Source organism: Nocardia sp. NPDC004604 (assembly GCF_040609795.1).
Lineage (GTDB): Bacteria > Actinomycetota > Actinomycetes > Mycobacteriales > Mycobacteriaceae > Nocardia.
This window is the reverse complement of sequence record NZ_JBEXLC010000016.1, coordinates 1-18,539: the sequence shown is the minus strand read 5'-3', so window position 1 is coordinate 18,539 and position 18,539 is coordinate 1. Positions and strand designations below refer to the sequence as shown.

At 66.6% G+C, this 18,539-nt stretch carries 17 protein-coding genes and 2 pseudogenes; 9 read left to right on the top strand and 10 right to left on the bottom strand.

Going from position 1 to position 18,539, the window contains the following annotated elements:
• Positions 1-41: 41 nt before the first annotated feature.
• Positions 42-704, bottom strand: coding sequence for a TetR/AcrR family transcriptional regulator (locus tag ABZW16_RS08550; RefSeq protein WP_354953640.1), 663 nt, complete (start codon positions 702-704; stop codon positions 42-44).
• 124 nt (positions 705-828) lie between these two features.
• On the opposite strand from ABZW16_RS08550, the gene ABZW16_RS08545 reads away from it, so the two are divergent.
• The 4 genes and pseudogenes from ABZW16_RS08545 (at position 829) to ABZW16_RS08530 (ending at position 4,393) form a co-directional block, all read left to right on the top strand.
• Positions 829-1,962, top strand: coding sequence for a VOC family protein (locus ABZW16_RS08545; protein WP_354953638.1), 1,134 nt, complete (start codon positions 829-831; stop codon positions 1,960-1,962).
• Positions 1,959-2,897, top strand: coding sequence for a fumarylacetoacetate hydrolase family protein (locus ABZW16_RS08540; protein WP_354953636.1), 939 nt, complete (start codon positions 1,959-1,961; stop codon positions 2,895-2,897). Before ABZW16_RS08545 ends, ABZW16_RS08540 begins: the two co-directional genes overlap by 4 nt.
• A 133-nt stretch (positions 2,898-3,030) precedes the next feature.
• Positions 3,031-3,228: pseudogene (locus ABZW16_RS08535) on the top strand (AMP-binding protein); the annotation flags it as partial.
• A gap of 232 nt (positions 3,229-3,460) precedes the next feature.
• On the top strand, positions 3,461-4,393 hold the full coding sequence (locus ABZW16_RS08530) for an alpha/beta hydrolase (RefSeq protein ID WP_354953634.1): 933 nt from the start codon (positions 3,461-3,463) through the stop codon (positions 4,391-4,393).
• A gap of 11 nt (positions 4,394-4,404) precedes the next feature.
• Here the strand turns inward: ABZW16_RS08530 and ABZW16_RS08525 are convergent, their stop codons facing one another.
• From ABZW16_RS08525 to ABZW16_RS08515, 3 genes are all read right to left on the bottom strand, one after another.
• Positions 4,405-5,301: a hypothetical protein gene (locus ABZW16_RS08525; RefSeq protein WP_354953632.1), complete on the bottom strand. Its 897-nt coding sequence runs from the start codon at positions 5,299-5,301 to the stop codon at positions 4,405-4,407.
• A gap of 103 nt (positions 5,302-5,404) precedes the next feature.
• The gene (locus ABZW16_RS08520) at positions 5,405-6,379 is read right to left on the bottom strand and encodes a phosphotriesterase-related protein (protein ID WP_354953630.1); all 975 of its coding nucleotides are present in this window, start codon (positions 6,377-6,379) and stop codon (positions 5,405-5,407) included.
• Positions 6,376-7,878 carry a long-chain fatty acid--CoA ligase gene (locus tag ABZW16_RS08515; protein WP_354953628.1) on the bottom strand — a complete coding sequence of 501 codons (1,503 nt, stop codon included), beginning with the start codon at positions 7,876-7,878 and terminating at the stop codon, positions 6,376-6,378. Before ABZW16_RS08515 ends, ABZW16_RS08520 begins: the two co-directional genes overlap by 4 nt.
• Positions 7,879-8,218: 340 nt before the next feature.
• Here ABZW16_RS08515 and ABZW16_RS08510 point away from each other — a divergent pair, with 340 nt between their 5' ends.
• The 5 genes from ABZW16_RS08510 to ABZW16_RS08490 all read left to right on the top strand — a co-directional run bounded on the left by ABZW16_RS08510 (position 8,219) and on the right by ABZW16_RS08490 (position 11,942).
• Complete coding sequence (locus tag ABZW16_RS08510) at positions 8,219-8,797, top strand: helix-turn-helix domain-containing protein (protein ID WP_354953756.1); 579 nt, start codon at positions 8,219-8,221, stop codon at positions 8,795-8,797.
• Positions 8,798-8,944: 147 nt separating this feature from the next.
• On the top strand, positions 8,945-9,700 hold the full coding sequence (locus ABZW16_RS08505) for an SDR family oxidoreductase (RefSeq protein WP_354953626.1): 756 nt from the start codon (positions 8,945-8,947) through the stop codon (positions 9,698-9,700).
• Positions 9,697-10,680, top strand: coding sequence for an NADPH:quinone oxidoreductase family protein (locus ABZW16_RS08500; protein WP_354953624.1), 984 nt, complete (start codon positions 9,697-9,699; stop codon positions 10,678-10,680). The genes ABZW16_RS08505 and ABZW16_RS08500 overlap by 4 nt, the downstream gene beginning before the upstream one ends.
• 35 nt (positions 10,681-10,715) lie before the next feature.
• On the top strand, positions 10,716-11,477 hold the full coding sequence (gene fabG, locus ABZW16_RS08495; RefSeq protein WP_354953622.1) for a 3-oxoacyl-ACP reductase FabG: 762 nt from the start codon (positions 10,716-10,718) through the stop codon (positions 11,475-11,477).
• Between the two features lie 12 nt (positions 11,478-11,489).
• Positions 11,490-11,942, top strand: a complete 453-nt coding sequence (locus tag ABZW16_RS08490; RefSeq protein WP_354953620.1) for a MaoC family dehydratase — start codon at positions 11,490-11,492, stop codon at positions 11,940-11,942.
• 117 nt (positions 11,943-12,059) lie between these two features.
• Here ABZW16_RS08490 and ABZW16_RS08485 read toward each other — a convergent pair whose 3' ends face one another.
• From ABZW16_RS08485 to ABZW16_RS08460, 6 genes and pseudogenes are all read right to left on the bottom strand, one after another.
• Positions 12,060-13,115, bottom strand: a complete 1,056-nt coding sequence (locus ABZW16_RS08485) for a phosphotransferase family protein (RefSeq protein ID WP_354953618.1) — start codon at positions 13,113-13,115, stop codon at positions 12,060-12,062.
• A gap of 15 nt (positions 13,116-13,130) precedes the next feature.
• Positions 13,131-14,351 carry an acyl-CoA dehydrogenase family protein gene (locus ABZW16_RS08480; RefSeq protein WP_354953616.1) on the bottom strand — a complete coding sequence of 407 codons (1,221 nt, stop codon included), beginning with the start codon at positions 14,349-14,351 and terminating at the stop codon, positions 13,131-13,133.
• A 58-nt stretch (positions 14,352-14,409) separates the two neighbouring features.
• Positions 14,410-15,042, bottom strand: coding sequence for an HAD family phosphatase (locus ABZW16_RS08475; protein ID WP_354953614.1), 633 nt, complete (start codon positions 15,040-15,042; stop codon positions 14,410-14,412).
• A complete protein-coding gene (locus tag ABZW16_RS08470; protein WP_354953612.1) occupies positions 15,039-15,848 on the bottom strand; it encodes an SDR family oxidoreductase in 810 nt (269 codons plus the stop codon). Before ABZW16_RS08470 ends, ABZW16_RS08475 begins: the two co-directional genes overlap by 4 nt.
• A complete protein-coding gene (locus ABZW16_RS08465; protein WP_354953610.1) occupies positions 15,848-16,861 on the bottom strand; it encodes an NADP-dependent oxidoreductase in 1,014 nt (337 codons plus the stop codon). Before ABZW16_RS08465 ends, ABZW16_RS08470 begins: the two co-directional genes overlap by 1 nt.
• A 138-nt stretch (positions 16,862-16,999) precedes the next feature.
• Positions 17,000-18,539, bottom strand: a pseudogene (locus tag ABZW16_RS08460) (protein kinase); the annotation flags it as partial.

The window sequence follows — 18,539 nt, the reverse complement described above, 5'->3', positions numbered from 1 at the left end:
CGTATCTGAGGAAAGGATCAGAGGCGATTGCGAGTCAGTTTTCAGGCGGCCGTGTCGTGCTGCGGGAGTGCGTCGAGGGGTGGCAGTGGGCGCTGGCAGATCTCGTGGGCCTCATCGGCCGGTAGGCCGAGCATGCGCAGCAGATCCTCGGTGACCTGATCGGTGGCCGCGGCGTCGTCGCGGTCGGCTTGGTCGTGCAGTAGCTGGCCGAGGCAGATGGCGGCGCCCGCGACAATGGTCATCGCCAACTCCACATCTTGAACCTGGAATCGGCCAGCGCGGGTCGCGGCCTCGATATCGCGACTGGCCCGCGGGGCCAGGCCCCGGTCCGAGCGGATCAAGGCCAGTCCATTGCTGAGCAGCACCTTGCTGAGCGTGGGATTGCGGCGGTGCAGCCGACCGGTGAGTCGGAAGCTCTGCGCGAAGACCTGGGCGGGATCATCGAGGTTCTCGCACAACAGATCCAGCGCGGCACCGTGCCGGTCCAGTGCCTCCTCGATCGCGGCCTGAAACAACTCCTCCCGGCTCTGGAAGTGGTTGTAGAACGAGCCCATTCCGACATCGGCCGCCTGGGTGATCTCCAGGATCGGCGCGTTCAGTTTCCCGGCCGCGATGAACGACTGCGCGGCGGTGACCAGTGCGGCGCGGGTCCGCGCTTTGCGCCGCTCCAAGCGGTTGGGTTCTTCGCGAGTCTTATCGGCCATCTCTCTCCCCGAATCTGCGGACGACCAGCATAGCTCGTTCAGTCAGTATTGACGAATTCTTCAGATTCTCTTGACTGACGCAATGTTCTTGAGTGACGATATCGTCAGCAGAATGGAGGGTCCGATGACCGACCAGCACGACCCGCATGCGGGTCTGCACAGCGCGCAGGGCGCCCGGCCCGGTGAGCATCCTGGGCGGGCGCGGAATCCGATCGTCAAGGTGCACGATCTGGCCTGGTTGGAGTTCGCGAAGCCGGACCTCGACGGTGCCGAAATCTTCGCTCGCGCATTCGGATTCACGACATCGCTACGCACCGCCGAGGAGTTGCAGCTGCGCGGCACCGATGCGGGGGCGCCCTGCGTGCGCATTCGCCGGGGTGCCCGTTCGCGGTTCCTCGGCCCGGCGTTCCGGGCGGGCGATGCCGCCGATCTGGTGCGCTTGGCGGAGGCGGCCGGTGCGAAGGTGCTGCCGCTGACCGACAGTCTGGGCGGGATGGTGGTGGATCTGACCGACCCCAGCGGCCTGCGGGTCCGGGTTGTCGCGGAGACGCGGGTACTCGATGCCCTACCAGCCCAGGAGCCGCACATCTTCCACTTCGGGCACAAGCTGGAGCGGGTGAACGGCACGCAGCGGCCGCCGCGCGAGCCCGCCCTGGTGCAGCGGCTCGGACATGTCGTCGTGCAGACGACCAAATATCGGGAAACGCTCGATTGGTATCTGCAGCACCTGGGTTTGATAGTCAGCGACTTCCTGTACTACTCGGGGCAGCGCGAGCGTGGGCCGGTGATGAGCTTCATCCGCTGTGATCAGGGCACGGTGCCGACTGATCACCACACTCTGGCGCTGACACTCGGTCCGTCCAATCGATATGTCCACTCGGCGTACCAGGTGGCCGATCTGGATGCGCTCGCCGCCGGTGGCGAGTATCTGCGCGAGCACGGATACCACCGGTCGTGGGGGATCGGCCGCCATATCCAGGGCAGCCAGATCTTCGACTACTGGCGCGATCCGGACGGGTTCATGGTCGAACATTTCAGTGACGGCGACATGTTCGACTGCACCCTCGAGCCGGGGTGGGCGCCGATGAGCGCGTCCGGACTCGCCCAGTGGGGGCCGCCGGTCACCAAGGACTTCCTCGGCATCACGCCCGGCCGGGAATCGGTGCGTGAACTGCGCGCGATCGTCGACGCACTGCGCGAGGACAACGAATTCGATATCCGCCGCCTGCGCGGCCTGTTGAAAGTAGCCAATTCATGAGTGTTTCCGTACTTCGCACGGTCGACGCCTGGTGGGTGCAGACACCACGTGGTGCCGCCCGCATCGACACCGCGGCGACCACGACCGGTGCGCTGCTGGCCGACCGACAGGCGATCGCCGCCGCAGCCGCGAACTCCGATCTCGTTGCCGTCGAAAGCCTTTCGCTGATTTCGCCGGTCACCGCGCCGTGCCGGGTGGTGGCGCAGATGACGAATTTCGTCTCGCATGTGGCCGACTCGGGCATGGACCCGAAGACCGTGCCGCTGACCTTCTTCCGGAAGGCCTCCGGATCGATCAGCGGCCCGTACGACGATGTGGTGCGGCCCGCACATGTGCGGCTGCTGGACTACGAGGTGGAGATCGGGCTCGTCTTCGGCCGTGAGATGCCGGTCGGCACCGAGATCACCCCCGACAACCTCGCCGACTACATTGCCGGACTCGTCGTCACCAACGATGTGTCCGCCCGTGATGTGCAGTTGCCGAAAACCCAGTTCTACGAGGCGAAGTCATATCCGACCTGCACCCCGGTCGGTCCGGCGCTGGTGCTGCTGGACGCCGATGAGCTGAAGCGGTTCACCGATCTGCGGCTGCGGCTGTGGGTCAACGGCCGAGTGCGCCAGGATATGACGGTCGCGGACATGATCTACCGGCCGGTGCAAACCCTGCGGGAACTGACCCGATTCCAACGCATGGACGCGGGCGATCTGCTGCTCACCGGAACCCCGGTCGGCACGGCGATCAGCGCACCGCCCAAGCCGGTGCAGTTCATCGCAAATCTGCTGCCAGCGGCGGTCAAATGGAAGCTGTTCTTCGAGGGACAGGCCAAGAATCCGAAGTATCTGCAGGAGGGTGATGTGGTGGAGGCCGCGATCGCCACCGATGACAGCGCGATCGATCTGGGCCGCCAGCGCACGGTCGTGCGGTACGCCCGATGACCGAGCAGGCGGTGACCGAAAACCCGCTGTGGCCACGCTATGAGTGGCGGCCGACGGGTTGGTCGACGCGCTGCTGGTGCTGCGCCCGACCGCATCGGCCGCCGCCGACCCGCTGCCCCCGATCGACGAGGTGCGGATCGGCTATCTGGATGAGCTTGCGGCGGAACAGGATTCGGCATCATTCACCGGACAGCCACCGACAGCCACGGAGTTGGCGGCACTGTTCCACACCGGCGGTACCACCGGAACACCGAAGCTGGCCGCGCACACCCATGCGGGCGAGGTCGCCAATGCCTGGATGATCGCCGCCAATTCGCTGATCGACGAGGACGGGCACCACTGGCTGCGTCGAACCCACTGCGGTGCCGTCCTCATCCGCCCTGACGGCACGGTACTGCGCGGTGCTCGCACCCTATCGGCGCTGTACGCCGCACTGTCGCGTCCACGACGCGAGCAGGTCTGGTCCCTTCCAGCGGCCTACTTCCGCCGATAGTTGAACTTGACGTCAGAATTGAATACGGTGATGAGCCTATGGTGCCGTGGTACACGAGGTGACCTTCGAGATGGACACACGCAATCTGCTGGACGAATGGCTGCGGCTCGGCAGCCGTCAGGTCGCGACGAATGGGATCGAGCTGCGCGTCGTCGACCACGGCGACGGTCCCGCCGTGGTGTTCTGCCATGGCTTCCCCGAACTCGGATTCTCCTGGCGCCACCAGGTTTTCGCACTCGCCGAGGCCGGTTTCCGGACGCTGACCCCGGATATGCGCGGATACGGCGGCAGCTCGCGTCCGGACCGGATCGAGGACTACGACATCGCCGCGCTGTGCACTGATCTCGTCGGTGTGCTCGACGATGCCGATATCGAGGACGCGATCTTCGTCGGCCATGACTGGGGCGCCTCGGTGGTCTGGCAACTGGCCGTTCGGCATCCGGATCGAGTGCGGGCCGTCGCGGGGCTGAGTGTTCCGGCCACGCCGCGATCGGCGGCGCCGCCATTGCCGATACTGCGGTCCCGGCTGGGCGAGGACTTCTATATGTGCTGGTTCCAGGAACCGGGCGTCGCCGATGCGGCGCTCGCATCGGACGTGCGCCGCACCCTGCTGCAGGACGACGTCGTCAGCGCCCGGGATCTGCTGAACGGCAATGGTTCGGAGATGGTCGCCCCGGCCTGGCTGAGCGAGGCCGAACTCAGTTACTACATCGAAACGTTCACCACCACCGGATTCACCGGCGGTCTCAACTACTACCGCAACATCGACCGCAACTGGGGGCTGGCCGCGCACCTGGCCGATGCGAAGATCCACCAGCCGACGCTGTTCATTGCCGGATCGCAAGACGCGGTCATCCGGTTCACCCCGTCCAGCAAAATGACCTCCGTGCTATCCGACCTGCGGGCCTCGATTGTCCTGGACGGGGCGGGACACTGGATTCAACAGGAACGCGCGGCCGAAGTCAGCGCGGCACTGATCGACTTCGCCCGCAGCATCGGCTGAATTGTCGAGGCCTACCGCACCTGGGCCTGGATCGCCTGCCGATAACGCGCCGACAGCAGGGCTGGGAAGCCGAGGTCGGCTTCCATCACCCGGATCGCCAATGGCGCGGCGAGGGCACGCAGGCGCGCGCATCCCGCTTCGCCGATCGCTTCGTATGGATGGACCGCGAGTTCGTCGGTCCGGGTCTCGAGCGCGCCGCGCCGCTCGGCGCCGTACTCGCTCAGCACGAGATCATCGTCGGCCAGCCAACCCCGCACCCGCAGCCGTCGCACACCGGCGGCCCATTCCGCTTCGCTCCAGGATCGGCTCGCGCGCAACACTTCCGGCGATATCTCACCGGTCGCACTGTGCGTGATCAATGCTTCCGTGCCGTCGAGCCCCTCCGTCATCAGCAGGGCGACGTGTCCGTCGCCGCGGTATTCCCGCAGCAGTGTCTGCGCATGCCACAGCACCAGATGTGGTTCATCGGGCCACGGCAGCGTTGCGTGCGCCGCGAACAGCGGACGGCCGTGTGGGCGTGCACAAGCGCGTTCGGCCGCTTGCCGGGCGAGGTCGGCGGCTTCGCGGACTTCGGGGCCGGTGATGTCGTCGCCCCACGCCTGCCGAAGTGACCGGTCGACAGCACGCAGTCGTGCTCGCAAAATATCTGCGGGCGCGGAGATTTCCCATGCGGCGGGAATGACGGCGCGCACCGCGGCCGGATTGAAGTTGAAAAAGGTGGCAATGGTGACCGCGTCCGGCACCGGGCCGAAGGCCGCGGACCGGGATGCGAAGTACATCATGCGCGGATCGGTGATGCCCAGCTCGCGGTACTCATCCGGGCCGTATGGGGTGAAGTAGATCATGCCGTGTACCGGCTCGAGAGCGCGGAACGTCAGGCGGGCGCTGTGTGGGGAGACCGTGGTCAAGGGATCGCTCCGGTATCTCGTCGTGTTCGAGTGGCTCAGTTTCGACGGCCGCACAGAAATTCCGTGCGGCCGTCGAGTCATCGAATCTGCTTGCGTTCCTGCGTTACTCGGATTGCACGCCGTTCTCGAAGTAGCGGCGCGGATTGCGTACCAGGATCGCGTCGATATCGTCCTCGGTGAGCCCCCGTTCGAGTAGTGCCGGAAGCACATCCGCACTGATGTGGCGGTAGTTCCACTTGGGCGCCAACTGCGCCTTGGCATCGGGGTCGAACCAGTCGATGTGGCAGGCTGCGTCATGGGCGATAACGATCTTGTCCCGATAGCCGCGCCGCACCAGTTCGACAATGGTGTCGATCCGATCCTCGAAGGGCAGCAGGACGTCGAGCCCGAATCGGTCCATGCCGAGCAGCGATCCCGCATCGGCGACTTCGGTGAGGTAGTCGACGTCGGTGGTGTCGCCGGAATGGCCGATCACCACCCGGCTCAGATCCGCGCCCTCCTCGGCCAGCACTCGCTGTGCCACCAGCCCGGACCGAGTGTGCGGGTTGGTGTGCACGGTGATCGGCGCACCCGTTTGCGCCGAGGCCCGGCCGACCGCGCGCATGACGCGTTCGACGCCGGGCGTCAGTCCGGGTTCCTCGATGGCGCACTTGAGGAATCCGGCGCGCACACCCGTATCCGCGATGCCCTCGGTGAGGTCCTTGACGAACATGTCCACCATCGGTTCCGGCCGGTCGAACAGCAATCCCGGTCCGGTGTAATGGAATTGGAAGGGGACGTCGTTGTAGGTGTAGATACCGGTGGCGACGATGATCCGCAGATCGGTGCGGGCCGCGATCTGCTGGATGCGCGGGATGTACCGTCCCAGCCCGAGTACGGTCGGGTCGAGGATGGTGTCGATGCCGAGGGACTTCAGCTCGTCGAGCTGTTTCACGGCGTCGTCGATGCGGGCGTCCTCGTCCCAGTCGGCATAGTTCTGCCGGAATTCCTCGCCGAGTATGAAGACGTGCTCGTGGACCAGGACGCGGCCGAGTTCGCTCGAGTCGGCGGTGCCAGTTGCGGTGGGTACTGCTGTCAACGGGATGCCTTGTCTGTGAACAGGTTCGGATCGATAGCGCGCTTGAGAATCTTGCCGGTGGCGCCCTTGGGCAGCTGGTCGGTGAAGGCGAACCGGTGTGGCACCTTGTAGGCCGACAGCCGCTCCTTGGCCCAGGACCGCAGTTGCTCGGGTTCGAGCTCGACGCCGGGTGTGGCGGCAACGACCGCACCGACCTCCTCGCCGTATCGGTCGTCCGCAATGCCGATCACCGCCACTTCGACAATGTCCGGATGCTGGTAGAGGACCTCCTCGACCTCGCGTGGGTACACGTTGTACCCGCCGCGAATGATGAGGTCCTTTGCGCGGTCGACAATGTAGACATAGCCGTCGGCGTCGACGCGGCCCAGATCGCCGGTCTTCAACCAGCCGTCGGACAATTCGGCGGCGGTGGCATCGGGCCGATTCCAGTAGCCCTTCATGATGCTCGGGCCGTGCACGAAGATCTCGCCGACGGTATCGGCGGGCACCACCTTTCCATCGAGGTCGCGAACCTCGATCGAGGTCCCCGGCAGGGCGGCACCCACCGATCCCACCCGCTGTTCGCGATCGAGCGGATTGTAGGTGGCCGCACCGGTGGATTCGGTGAGTCCGTAACCCTCGAGGATGGTGGCGCCGAAGCGGTCCGAGAAGGCCCGGATCACCTCACCGGGCAGTGACGCTCCGCCGGAGGCCGCCAGCCGCAGGCTCGTGAAGTCCGCGGGGCCGTAGTCACCGGCGGCGTGCAGCATGGCATTCCACATGGTCGGAACTCCGGCGACATGGGTGAGCTGGCGATCGCGGATCATCTCGATCATGGCCCGTGGTTCGAACGGGGTCACCATGGCGAAGGATGCGCCCGCGTTGAGCGCGGTCACCAGGCATACCGCCTGTCCGAAGACATGGAACAGCGGCAGCCCGGTGCCGAAGCGATCCTCCGGGCCCAGCCGCAGCTGATCGGTGAAGATTCGGGCGGTCTCGTTGAGATTGGCGACGGTGAGCTCGACGCCCTTCGGTTTGCCGGTGGTGCCCGAGGTGTAGAGCAGCACCGCGGTATCGTCGGCGCCGCGGTGCACCGGTTCGGTCACCGGACTGTTCGGCTCGGCGTGCGCGCCGGGCTCGAGCACCAGTAACGGGAGATTCCGTTCGGTGGCCGCCCGCTGGGCGGCATCGCGCGCGCTGTGCCATGCGATCGCCATCCGCGCGCCGGAATCATCCAGTACGTAACCGATTTCGGGCACGGTGGCCATGGTGTTCATGGTGATGGCGATGGCCCCGATGAGTTGCGCGCCCAGATACGCGACGACGAATTCGGCCACGGTGGGCGCCACCAGCAGCACCCGGTCGCCGGTGGCGATACCGGCTTCGCGGAGCTGGCCGCCATAGGCCGCGCTGCGGCGGGCCAATTCGCCGTAGGAGATGTGGGCGTCCGCGGTCAGCAGCGCGGTGGCCTCGGGGCGTTCGGTGGCGTGTTGCCAGAAGCGGTCGGCGACATTGGTCACGGTGTCTCCCTGTCGGGTCGTTTCCGCTGATCCGATGCTGTCGGGGCAGCCGGATTCGCAGGCATGGCTTTCTCCCGATCCAGAGGTGGGAGAGGTCTGATGTGACGCAGGCCACGTCAGTGCGTCGGAACGCTACTTGAATTCGGCGTCATGTTCAATAGATAGTGCGTTGCTCCTGGTCGCCCTGCCGTGCCTGTCGTACGTCGTGGGGTAGGGGGAGCGGCGCACGCTGTTACGATCCACGACGTCAGCGAGCCCGACGACAGCGAGTGAGACGGTGAACGCCCAGGAAGCCATCGAGGACCAGTCCGGTCGGGTGCCTCCGCGTAGTAAGCGGGGGATGCGCACCCGGACCGCGCTGGTGACCGCGGCGCGTGAGGTGTTCGAACGGGACGGCTTCCTCGATGCCAGGATCAGTGACATCTCCAAGCAGGCCGGGGTCGCATCCGGATCGTTCTACACCTACTTCGATAGCAAGGAAGAGATCTTCGCCGCGGTCGTCGAGCAGGTGCGCGAGGAGATGTTGCACCCGCATATTCGGGAGCGGGTCGGCATCGATGATCCGCGCGAGCTGATCGCCGCCGCCAATCGCGAGTATCTGCAGTCGTATCGGCGCAATGCGCGGCTGATGGCCGTGCTCGAGCAGGTATCGAAAATCGACGAGAAATTCCGGGTGCTGCGATTCGAGCGCGCCATGGCGTTCGTCGAGCGCAATGCCGAGATGATCCGGAATCTGCAGAAGCGCGGCCTGGTCGATGCCGAGTTGGATGCCGCGATCACCTCGCAGGCGCTGTCGAGCATGGTGAGCCGCATGGCCTATTTCGTATTCGTCGAGGGGCAGAAGATCTCCTTCGAAAAGCTGGTGACGACGCTGAATCAATTGTGGTTCAACGCCCTTCAGCTGAAGGAAGTTCGCTGAGCCGGCATCGGCCCGGCGCCAGCTGTATTCGCTTCGATCATCTCTGTGACCCGGATCACGCGCCATGCGATCGCTCATGAACTTGACGTCGGATTCAAATTCGGTGACGCTGGGGCGGGCACCTCAGCATCAGGAAAGGCTTACGACATGGGTCGTTTCGACGGAAAAACGGCGATCGTCACCGGAGCCAGCCGCGGTATCGGGCTGGCCATCGCGCAGCGGCTGGTGGCCGACGGTGCGCGGGTCTGTGTGACCGCCCGCAAACAGGACGCGCTGGATGCGGTGGTCGCCGAACTCGGCGGGCCCGAGCATGCCGTCGCCGTCGCGGGACGAGCCGATGACGTCGATCATCAGCGTGCGGCCATCGACCGCACGCTGGAGGCCTTCGGTTCGGTCGACTTCCTGGTCAACAATGCCGGTATCAATCCGGTGTACGGGCCGATGGTCGAACTCGACCTGGACGCCGCCCGCAAGGTGTTCGAGGTGAACTGCCTGGCCGCTATCTCCTGGGTACAGCAGGCGCACAAGGCGTGGATGGGTGAGCACGGCGGCGCGGTGGTCAATGTCGCGTCCGTGGCCGGAATCAAGCCCGCGCCCGGCATCGGGTTCTATGGGGCCACCAAGGCGATGCTGGTGCACATCACCCAGGAGTTGGCGGTCGAACTCGGCCCGTCGATCCGGGTGAACGCGATCGCGCCCGCCGTGGTGAAGACCCGCTTCGCCACCGCGCTCTACGACGGCCGCGAGCAGGAGGTCGCCGCGGCGTATCCGCTCAAGCGCCTCGGCGAGCCCGAGGACATCGGCAGCGTCGCCGCCTTCCTGCTCTCCGCCGACGCGGCGTGGTTGACCGGACAGCTGATCGTCGTCGACGGTGGGGTCACCCTCACCGGAGGTGTGGCGTGAAGGCTTGGCAGGTAACGGAACTGGGCGAACCGGCGCAGGTGCTGCGGCCGGTCGAACTGGACGATCCGACGCCGGGGCCCGGCCAAGTGGTGGTGCGGACCCGCGCCGCCGCGGCGAACTTCCCGGATGTGCTGATGTGCCGGGGCGAGTACCAGGTCAAACCGGAACTGCCGTTCACTCCCGGAGTCGAACTGTGCGGGGAGGTGGTCGCGATCGGTGCCGGTGTCGACGGCATCGCGGTCGGCGACCGGGTGCTCGGCGGCGCGGCGCTACCGTGGGGCGGATTCGCGGAACTGGCGGTCATGGACGCCGTCGATGTCTTCCCCGCCCCCGCGTCGCTCGACGATGCCGAGGCCGCGGCATTCTTCATCGGCTACCAGACGGGCTGGTTCGGGCTGCATCGGCGCGCGGGCCTGCGGCCGGGGGAGACGCTGCTGGTGCACGCGGCGGCCGGTGGTGTCGGCAGCGCGGCGGTGCAATTGGGCAAGGCGGCCGGGGCGAAGGTGATCGGGGTGGTCGGCAGTGCGGCCAAGGCCGAAGTGGCGCGGGCACTTGGCGCCGATATCGTGGTGGATCGCAGCGCGCAGGACTTCGTGTCGATCGTCCGGGACGCCACCGACGGTCGCGGTGCGGATGTAGTGTACGACCCGGTCGGTGGTGAGGTGTATCAGCGATCCACCAAATGCATCGCCTTCGAGGGCCGCATTCTCGTCGTCGGTTTCGCGGGCGGGCAGATCCAGTCCGCCGCGCTCAATCACGCCCTGGTGAAGAACTATTCGATCGTCGGTCTGCACTGGGGTCTGTACCGCGGTAAGGATCCGCAGGCGGTGCGCGACTGCCACCGGGAGCTGACCGGACTGGCCGATCAGGGTCTGGTGAAACCGCTGATCGGCGAGCGGCTGCCGCTCGATGACGTGGCCGCCGGACTGCAGCGCCTCGCCGACGGCAAGACCGTCGGCCGCGTAGTTTTCGAACCGTAAACGGTGCCAACCGAATTCGACAAGGGAGAACCGTAATGAGCAGTGAGACAGCCCGTACCGCCATTGTGACCGGCGCCGCGCGCGGCATCGGCGCGGCCGCCGCGCGGCGGCTGGCGGCCGACGGATTCGCGGTCGCCGTCCTGGATCTCGCGGAAGAGGCGGGCAAAGCCGTTGTCGCCGAGATCGAATCGGCTGGCGGCCGGGCGCTCGCGGTGGATGCGAACGTCGGCGACGAGCAGGCGGTCGCCGCGGCGGTGGAGCGGGTCGCCGCCGAACTGGGCGCGCCGACCGTCCTGGTGAACAATGCGGGCGTCATTCGCGACAACATGCTGTACAAGATGACCGTCGACGACTGGGACACGGTCATGAACGTGCACCTGCGCGGGTCCTTCCTGATGAGCCGCGCGGTGCAGAAGTACATGACCGAGGCGCGCTGGGGTCGCATCGTCAATCTCTCCAGCACCTCCGCGCTCGGCAACCGCGGCCAGGCCAACTACTCCGCGGCCAAGGCCGGATTGCAGGGATTCACCAAGACTCTCGCGATCGAACTCGGCAAATTCGGGGTGACGGTCAACGCCATCGCGCCTGGCTTCATCGAGACCGAGATGACCGCCGCGACCGCCGAGCGCATGGGTGTTTCGTTCGAGGAGTTCAGCAAGACCCTGGTGGCGCGGATTCCGGTGGGACGTGTCGGCAAGCCGGAGGATATCGCGCATACGGTGTCGTTCTTCGTCAGCGAGGGCGCGTCGTACGTCACCGGTCAGGTGCTCTACGTCGCCGGTGCGCCGACGGTCTGAGTGGGGGCGAATATGAAGGTATTCAATGGAATCGGCGAGCTGGAGCAGGCCGTCGGCACCCATCTCGGCTACAGCGAGTGGCACACCGTGACCCAGGAGCAGATCGATCTGTTCGCCGCGGCGACCGGTGACCACCAGTGGATCCATGTCGATCCGGAGCGCGCCGCGCAGGGACCGTTCGGCACCACCATCGCACACGGGTACCTGACCCTGTCGCTATTGCCCGTGCTGGTCTCACAGGTATATCGCGTCGACGGGCTGAAGATGGGTATCAACTACGGCTGCAACAAGGTTCGCTTCCCATCGCCGGTGCCCTCCGGCAGTCGGGTGCGGGCGGGAGTGGAGCTGGCGGAGATCAAACCGACCAATGCGGGAGTCCAGGTGACGGCCCGGGTGACCATCGAACGCGAGGGTGGCGATAAGCCCGCCTGCGTTGCCGAGGCGCTGTCGGTTCTCGTGCCCTGAAGAACTGAAAGAAGTGACCGCCGAGCACTGTGTGTCCGGCGGTCACTTCGTTCGAGCGAGTATGCGAACCAGACTGTCTCCCTGACGATATGAGCAGGGAGACAGGCCCTTATCGGCTCAGAATCCGGCTTCGGTGGCGACCCGGTCGGCGGTGTCGACGAGTCCGTCGATCAGATCCGTAGTCGGGGTGCCGGCCATGGCACGGTTGCGCGGGTCGTCGAGGGCGCGGCGGAACACACCTTCGGCGATGATCGCGAGTTTCCACAGGCCGAGGGCATGCCAGAAGCCGAGTGCGCGGCGGTCCCGTCCGGTGATCGCGAGATATTCCTCGACCAGTTCGGAACGTGACGGAAACCCCGGGAGAGTGCACATTTCGGTACCCGGGATGGCCGCTTCGCCGGGCATCGGCCAGTAGGCGAGCAGACTGCCGATATCGGCGAGCGGATCGCCGAGGGTGCACAGCTCCCAGTCGAGTACGGCGGCGATCGCACCCGTATCCGGTGTGGTGATCACATTGCGGAGATTGTAATCGCCGTGCACGAGCGCGAGTTCGCGCTGTTCGGGAACGGCGGTTCGGAGCCGTTCGGTGAGGCGGTCCACCAGCGGCAGGTCCCGGGTTTTCGACTTCTCCCACTGTGCCGACCACCGTTTGAGCTGTCGCTCGGCGTACGGTTTGTGACTGGCGAGGTCGATCAGCGCGGTGGCTTCCAGGTCGACGGCATGGATTCGGGCCAGCGTCTGCACCAGTGACAGTCCGGCGCTGCGGCGCAGGTCGGGGGTGAGTCGTTCGGCGGTCTCGACCCCGTCGATGACCAGCCCGTCGACGAATTCCATGAGCACGAGCCGGATATCGCCCTCGGGCCGGACATCGTGCACGCGCGGCACCGGGACATCGGTAGGTGCCAGGGCCGACATGACGCGGGCCTCCCGCGCCACATCGTGCGCGGACGCGAGCAGGTGGCCCAGCGGCGGACGGCGCAATACCCAGCGCCGCCCTTCGGCATCGGTGATCAGGAAGGTCAGATTGGACTGGCCGATGCCGACCCGTTCGGCCCGCACCGGCGCGGTACAGGCCGAACCGAGTCCGGACACCCAGTCCACGAACGCGGCCGCATCGATATCGAAGCCGGTCGCGTCCGCGGTGGGCCGAATGAGTTCGCTACTTGTCTGCATTCGTTCCTATCCGTCCTATGCCCCGCCGGCCCTGAACTTACCCAGTTCGGCGTGCGCGATGGTCCGTTTGTGCACTTCGTCCGGGCCGTCGGCGAGACGCAGCGTGCGCAGGTGCGCGTACATGCTCGCGAGCGGGAAGTCGTCGGTGACACCGGCCCCGCCGTGCACCTGGATCGCCCGGTCCACGATCCGCAGCGCCATCTCCGGTGCGGCGATCTTGATCGCGGCGATCTCGGTCCGGGCCGCCTTATTGCCGACCGTATCCATCATCCAGGCGGCCTTGAGGGTCAGCAGCCGGGCCTGTTCGATATCGATGCGGGCCTCGGCGATCCAGTCCTGGATATTGGCGCGCTCACTCAGCTTCTGCCCGAACGTGATTCGCGTTTCGGCGCGGGCGCACATCAGCTCCAGCGCGCGTTCGGCCATGCCGATGGCACGCATGCAGTGGTGGATGCGGCCCGGCCCCAGCCGGGCCTGGCTGATGGCGAAACCCTCGCCCTCGCCCTTGAGCACATCGGTGACGGGGACCCGCACATCGGAGAAGTCGATCTCGGCGTGGCCCTCGCGGTCGGCGTAGCCGAAGACCGGAAGATTGCGCATGACCGTGACGCCCGGCGCGTCGATGGGCAGCACCATCATCGACTGCTGCCGGTGCTTGGCCGCGTCCGGATCGGTCTTGCCCATCACGATGAGCACCTTGCAGTTCTTGTGCAAAGCGTTGGAGGCGAACCACTTGCGACCGTTGAGCACGTAGTGGTCGCCGTCGCGCACCATGCTCAGCTGGATATTGGTGGCATCGGAGCTGGCGACGGCGGGCTCGGTCATCGCGAAGGCGGAGCGGATGGTGCCCGCGAGCAGCGGTTCCAGCCAGCGCTCGCGGTGCTCCTGGGTGCCGAAGAGGGTGAGCACCTCCATATTGCCGGTATCGGGGGCCGAGCAGTTGCACGCCTCCGGTGCCAGATGCGGGCTGCGGCCCATGATCTCGGCCAGCGGGGCGTACTCCAGGTTGGTCAGGCCCGGACCCCATTCGGGATGCGGATGGAAGAGGTTCCACAGGCCGCGGCCACGGGCCTCGGTCTTGAGTTCCTCGATGATCTGCGGATGGTGGTGCGGATCGCCGGATGCGGCCATCTGCTTCTCGTACACCGCCTCGGCGGGGTAGACGCATTCATCCATGAAGGCGAGCAGATCGCGCTGATATTGCCGGGCGCGGTCGGATGTTGTGAACAGATCCATCGAGGCTCCGATCGTCGGTGCGAGCTGTCGAAAGCGACTGCGCCGCAAGTTGGGTGGGTCAGTTCAGGTTTTGTCCCCGTGGCTGTAGCGCGGGCCACAGCCGGGCGGCCGTCGATTCGGCGTCGCGGTGCACAATGCCGCCGAGTCCGAGCAGTTCGGCCGCGGTGATGTTCTGTTCGAGGTCGTCGACCATGATGGTCTGCTCCGGCGCGGCGCCGAGTCGTTCGCAGCCGATGAGATAGGCCCGCCGGGACGGTTTGCGGACGCCGATCTCCGCGGAGATGGTCACCGCGTCGAACATGGTCGGCAGGTCGAAGCCCGCATAGCAGTCGTCGCCGAGCGAATTCGACAGCAGCCCAACGCGATAGCCCGCCGCGCGGACATCAGCGACCAGCCGGATCATCGCCGGATCGGGATGCAGCCGAGACTGGATGCGATCGACCAGGCCCACGGCCTCGATATCGGCGCCGTGCGCGCGCAGTCGCCGCGCGAAACCCTCCTCGAACGCGCGCTGACCGATGCGGCCCTCTTCGTGATCCACCAGCAGCGCACTGCTTTCCGGATCACGGGTGAGCAGCCGCAGCGGCAGCCGCGAATCACCCAGCTCCGCGCCGAATTCGGCGAATGCGGTGAGCACGGCCGTGGTGAGCACCCCGCCGAAATCGAACAGCACCGCGGTGCGCCCGCTCATGTCAGCGACCTCCGGTAGCGCTGCATGCCCGCGATCCACCGGTCGTGATCGGAAACCTTGCGGTGCAGGAATTCTCGGACCTCCGCATGCGGCAGGATGAGGAACCGCTCGTCCTCGACCGCCTCGATCACCCGATCCGCTACGTCGAGGGGACGCAGTACCGCCCCGGCTCCGGTGACGGCCCGGGTGGCGAGGTCGCCGACGGGTCCGCCATCGGCGCCGAGTCCGGTGAGCATGGCGGTATCGACACCCATCGGGCACAGGCAGCTGACGCGTACCCCGCGGTCCCCGTAGGTCACCGCCAGCCATTCGGCGAATCCGACCGCGCCGTGCTTGGAGACCGTGTAGGTGGCCGAACCGATCTGAGTGAGCAGCCCCGCCGCCGACGCGGTGCTCACGAAGTAGCCGCCGCCGCGCTCCAGCCAATCGGGAACGAGCAACCGCGCCGCCCGCACATGGGCCATGACGTTCACCTGCAGCGCCTGCTCCCACTGCGCGTCTGTGGCGTCGAGTCCGGGGCCGCCGCCGACACCGGCATTGGCGAAGAACATGTCCACCGGACCGAATTCGCTGGTGGCCGTGTCGATGAGCTTGCGGAGATCGGATTCGGACGCGGCGTCAGCGGCCAGCCCGGACACCGCGCCCGAGAATTCGGCGGTCAGGCGGCGGGTGGTCGCCGCGAGCCGATCGGCGTCGCGGTCGGTGATCAGGACTCGGGCGCCGTGTTCGAGTAGACGTTGCGCGATGGCCGCGCCGATGCCACCAGCGGCGCCGGTGACGATCGCGACCGCGTTGCCTACCTGCATCAGCTCTCCTCAGCAGTCAGTCGGACCAGCATTTTGCCGGTATTGGCGCCGCGCAGCAGGCCGAGGAGGGCGTCGACCGCGGTGTCGATACCTGTCTGCACCGTAGTGGGGACGCGGAGGCTGCCGTCGCGCACCCAGTCCGCTGCGAGTGCCGCGTATTCCGGTGCGAGGTCACTGTGGTCGGTGACGATGAAGCCGCGCAACGACAGTCGGCGCACCACCGCCAGCGCCAGATTCTTCGGGCCGGGCGGTGGGGTTTCGGCGTTGTACCCGGCGACGGCTCCGCACAGGGCGATGCGGCCGAAATTGCGCATCGAGCCGATCGCCGCCTGCAAATGGTCGCTGCCGACATTGTCGAAGTAGACGTCGATGCCGTCCGGGGCCGCCTCGTGCAACCGTTTCCCCAGACTGCCCGCCCGGTAGTCGATCGCGGCGTCGTAGCCGAACTCCTCGACCAGCCGCCGCGCCTTCTCCGGACCGCCCGCCGACCCGATGATCCGCGCCGCGCCGAAGTGCTCGGCCACCCGGCGGGCGGCGAGGCCGACGGCGCCCGCCGCGCCCGAAATGAAGACGACATCACCCGGCCGGACCGGTGCAATTTCCTTCAGGCCGACATATGCCGTCAGTCCGGGGATGCCGAGCGGGCCGAGGTAGCTCTCGGCCGGAGCCAGGGTGGTATCGACGACTCGCGCGTGCCCGGCGTCCAGCAGCGCATACTCCCGCCATCCGAGATCGTGCAGCACGGTCGCACCGACTTCGACGCCGGGCACTCCCGAGGCGACGACCGTACCGACCGCGCCGCCGTCCATGGCGGCGCCGAGCCGGAACGGTGGAATGTAGGACTTCACGTCGTTCATGCGGTTGCGCATATAGGGGTCGACCGACATCCAGTCGTTGCGAACCAGCAGCTGCCCGCTGCCGGGATCGGGGACATCCGTCGTCACGATGCGGAAATCGGATGGTGCGGGTTCCCCGGTGGGGCGGGCCACCAGATGTACCTCTCGGCTCTTCACGGCCAGAAACCTCCATGCTCATGCGCGACGATCAAGGTGTCCGTCGGGAGCGGACCGAGCCCCGGGACGGCTCCGACACTAATTGAAGTTGACGTCGGATTCAATTGTGGTTCCGTCGGCCTGCGGGTTGCCTGTTGATCAGGGGCGCTCTACCTCATACCCCGTCAAGACTTTCCGGAGGAACGGACGCGGGATATCGGCCGCCGACGTCGGGTCCGCGCACAGGGCTTCCAAGATGCGGCGCAGCGGTCGGCCCTCGTCGGCCACGAAGCGGATCAGTCCGTGCTCGGCGCAGCGCGCAAGTACCGGGGCCGCGGCGGCGATCGCCTCTTCCATCCGTCCCGCCTCGGAAAGGCATGCCGCCCAGAGGAGTTCGGCTGTCGTAATGGCACGGGGCCGGTTATCGGCGGCGATTTCGGCCACCAGAGCCTCGGCGCGTGTGCAGGCCTGCTCGGTTGCGGCGGGGGAGTGCGCGCCGAGCAATAGCCGAATCGCGCTGTCCTGCTGGAATTCCGCGGTGAGCGTGTGCAAGGTGTTCGGCAGGCGGCGATACGGCGGCAGCTGGACCAGCGCGTCACGGTCCTGCGGATCGATGGGCAGCCCGATGCGCACGCGTTCGTTCACGATCCGCGCGGCGAGCCGGGGCAGTGCGAGGTTCTTCGCGATCTCGGCGCCCTCGGCCAGCCGGGCTTCGGCTGCGTCCATATCACCGCGCAGGGATTTGACCCGCGCCCCGATGGCGTAGGTGGCAATCATGATATCGACGAGCGCGAATTCCGGTCCCAGCGCGACACTTTCGTCGAGCAGCGCCTCGGCCTCGGCAATATCGCCGACGTCGTATCGAATCGCGCCGAGCAGAGCCGAAGCCAGCTGGGCGCCGTAGGAGTGCATTCCGATCGTCTGCGCCAGCGCGAGCCCGGTGCGCAGCTCGGATTCGGCTGCCGCGATATCGAGCTGTTCACTCGCCGCGATACCGGACAGACAGTAGCCGTATACGATGCCGAAGGGGCCCTTGCGCTTCGGGTGATACGGCGCGGCCCACCGTTGCCACCGGCGCGCCTCGTCGAAGTCGAATTCGTACATTGCGCACATGGACGCGACGTTGGCGCCGATCATGGCGAAGAACGAGTCGATCGTCCCCGCCGAAGCGTCTTGCTGCAGGCGCTGCTGGACCAGCTCCGGCAGGCCGTCGAAGTCGTCGGCGAACAATCCCGATGTGGCGCGGATCAGGGCAACCTCGGCCCGCATATCGGCGGTGTCGGTCTCGTCCCGCATGCCCGAATCCAGCATCGCCTCGACCATATCCAATGCGGTACGGGCGGGCTGGAGGCGTTGCAGCGTCACATCGGACCAGGCCACCAGCAGCTGCAGCCGCGGGTTCGTATTCGCATAGGCCGGTGGCAGCTTGGCGACCAGCCCGAGCAGTGTCGCCATCTTCGACCGTTCCAGCAGCTCCAATCCGCGTTCCTCGATAATGCGCGCCGCGCCGGGGGCGTCGTTCGCGGCCAAGGCGTGGTCGACCGCTTCGGGCAACATTCCGTGGTCCGCGAACCAGGTCGACGCGGCCGCGTGCAGCCGTCGCAGCCGCGGCGGGTCCTGGCGGGCGAGCCGGTGCCGCATCAGATCCGCGAAGAGCCGGTCGAATCGGAACCATTCCGAGTCGTCATCGACGCGACGC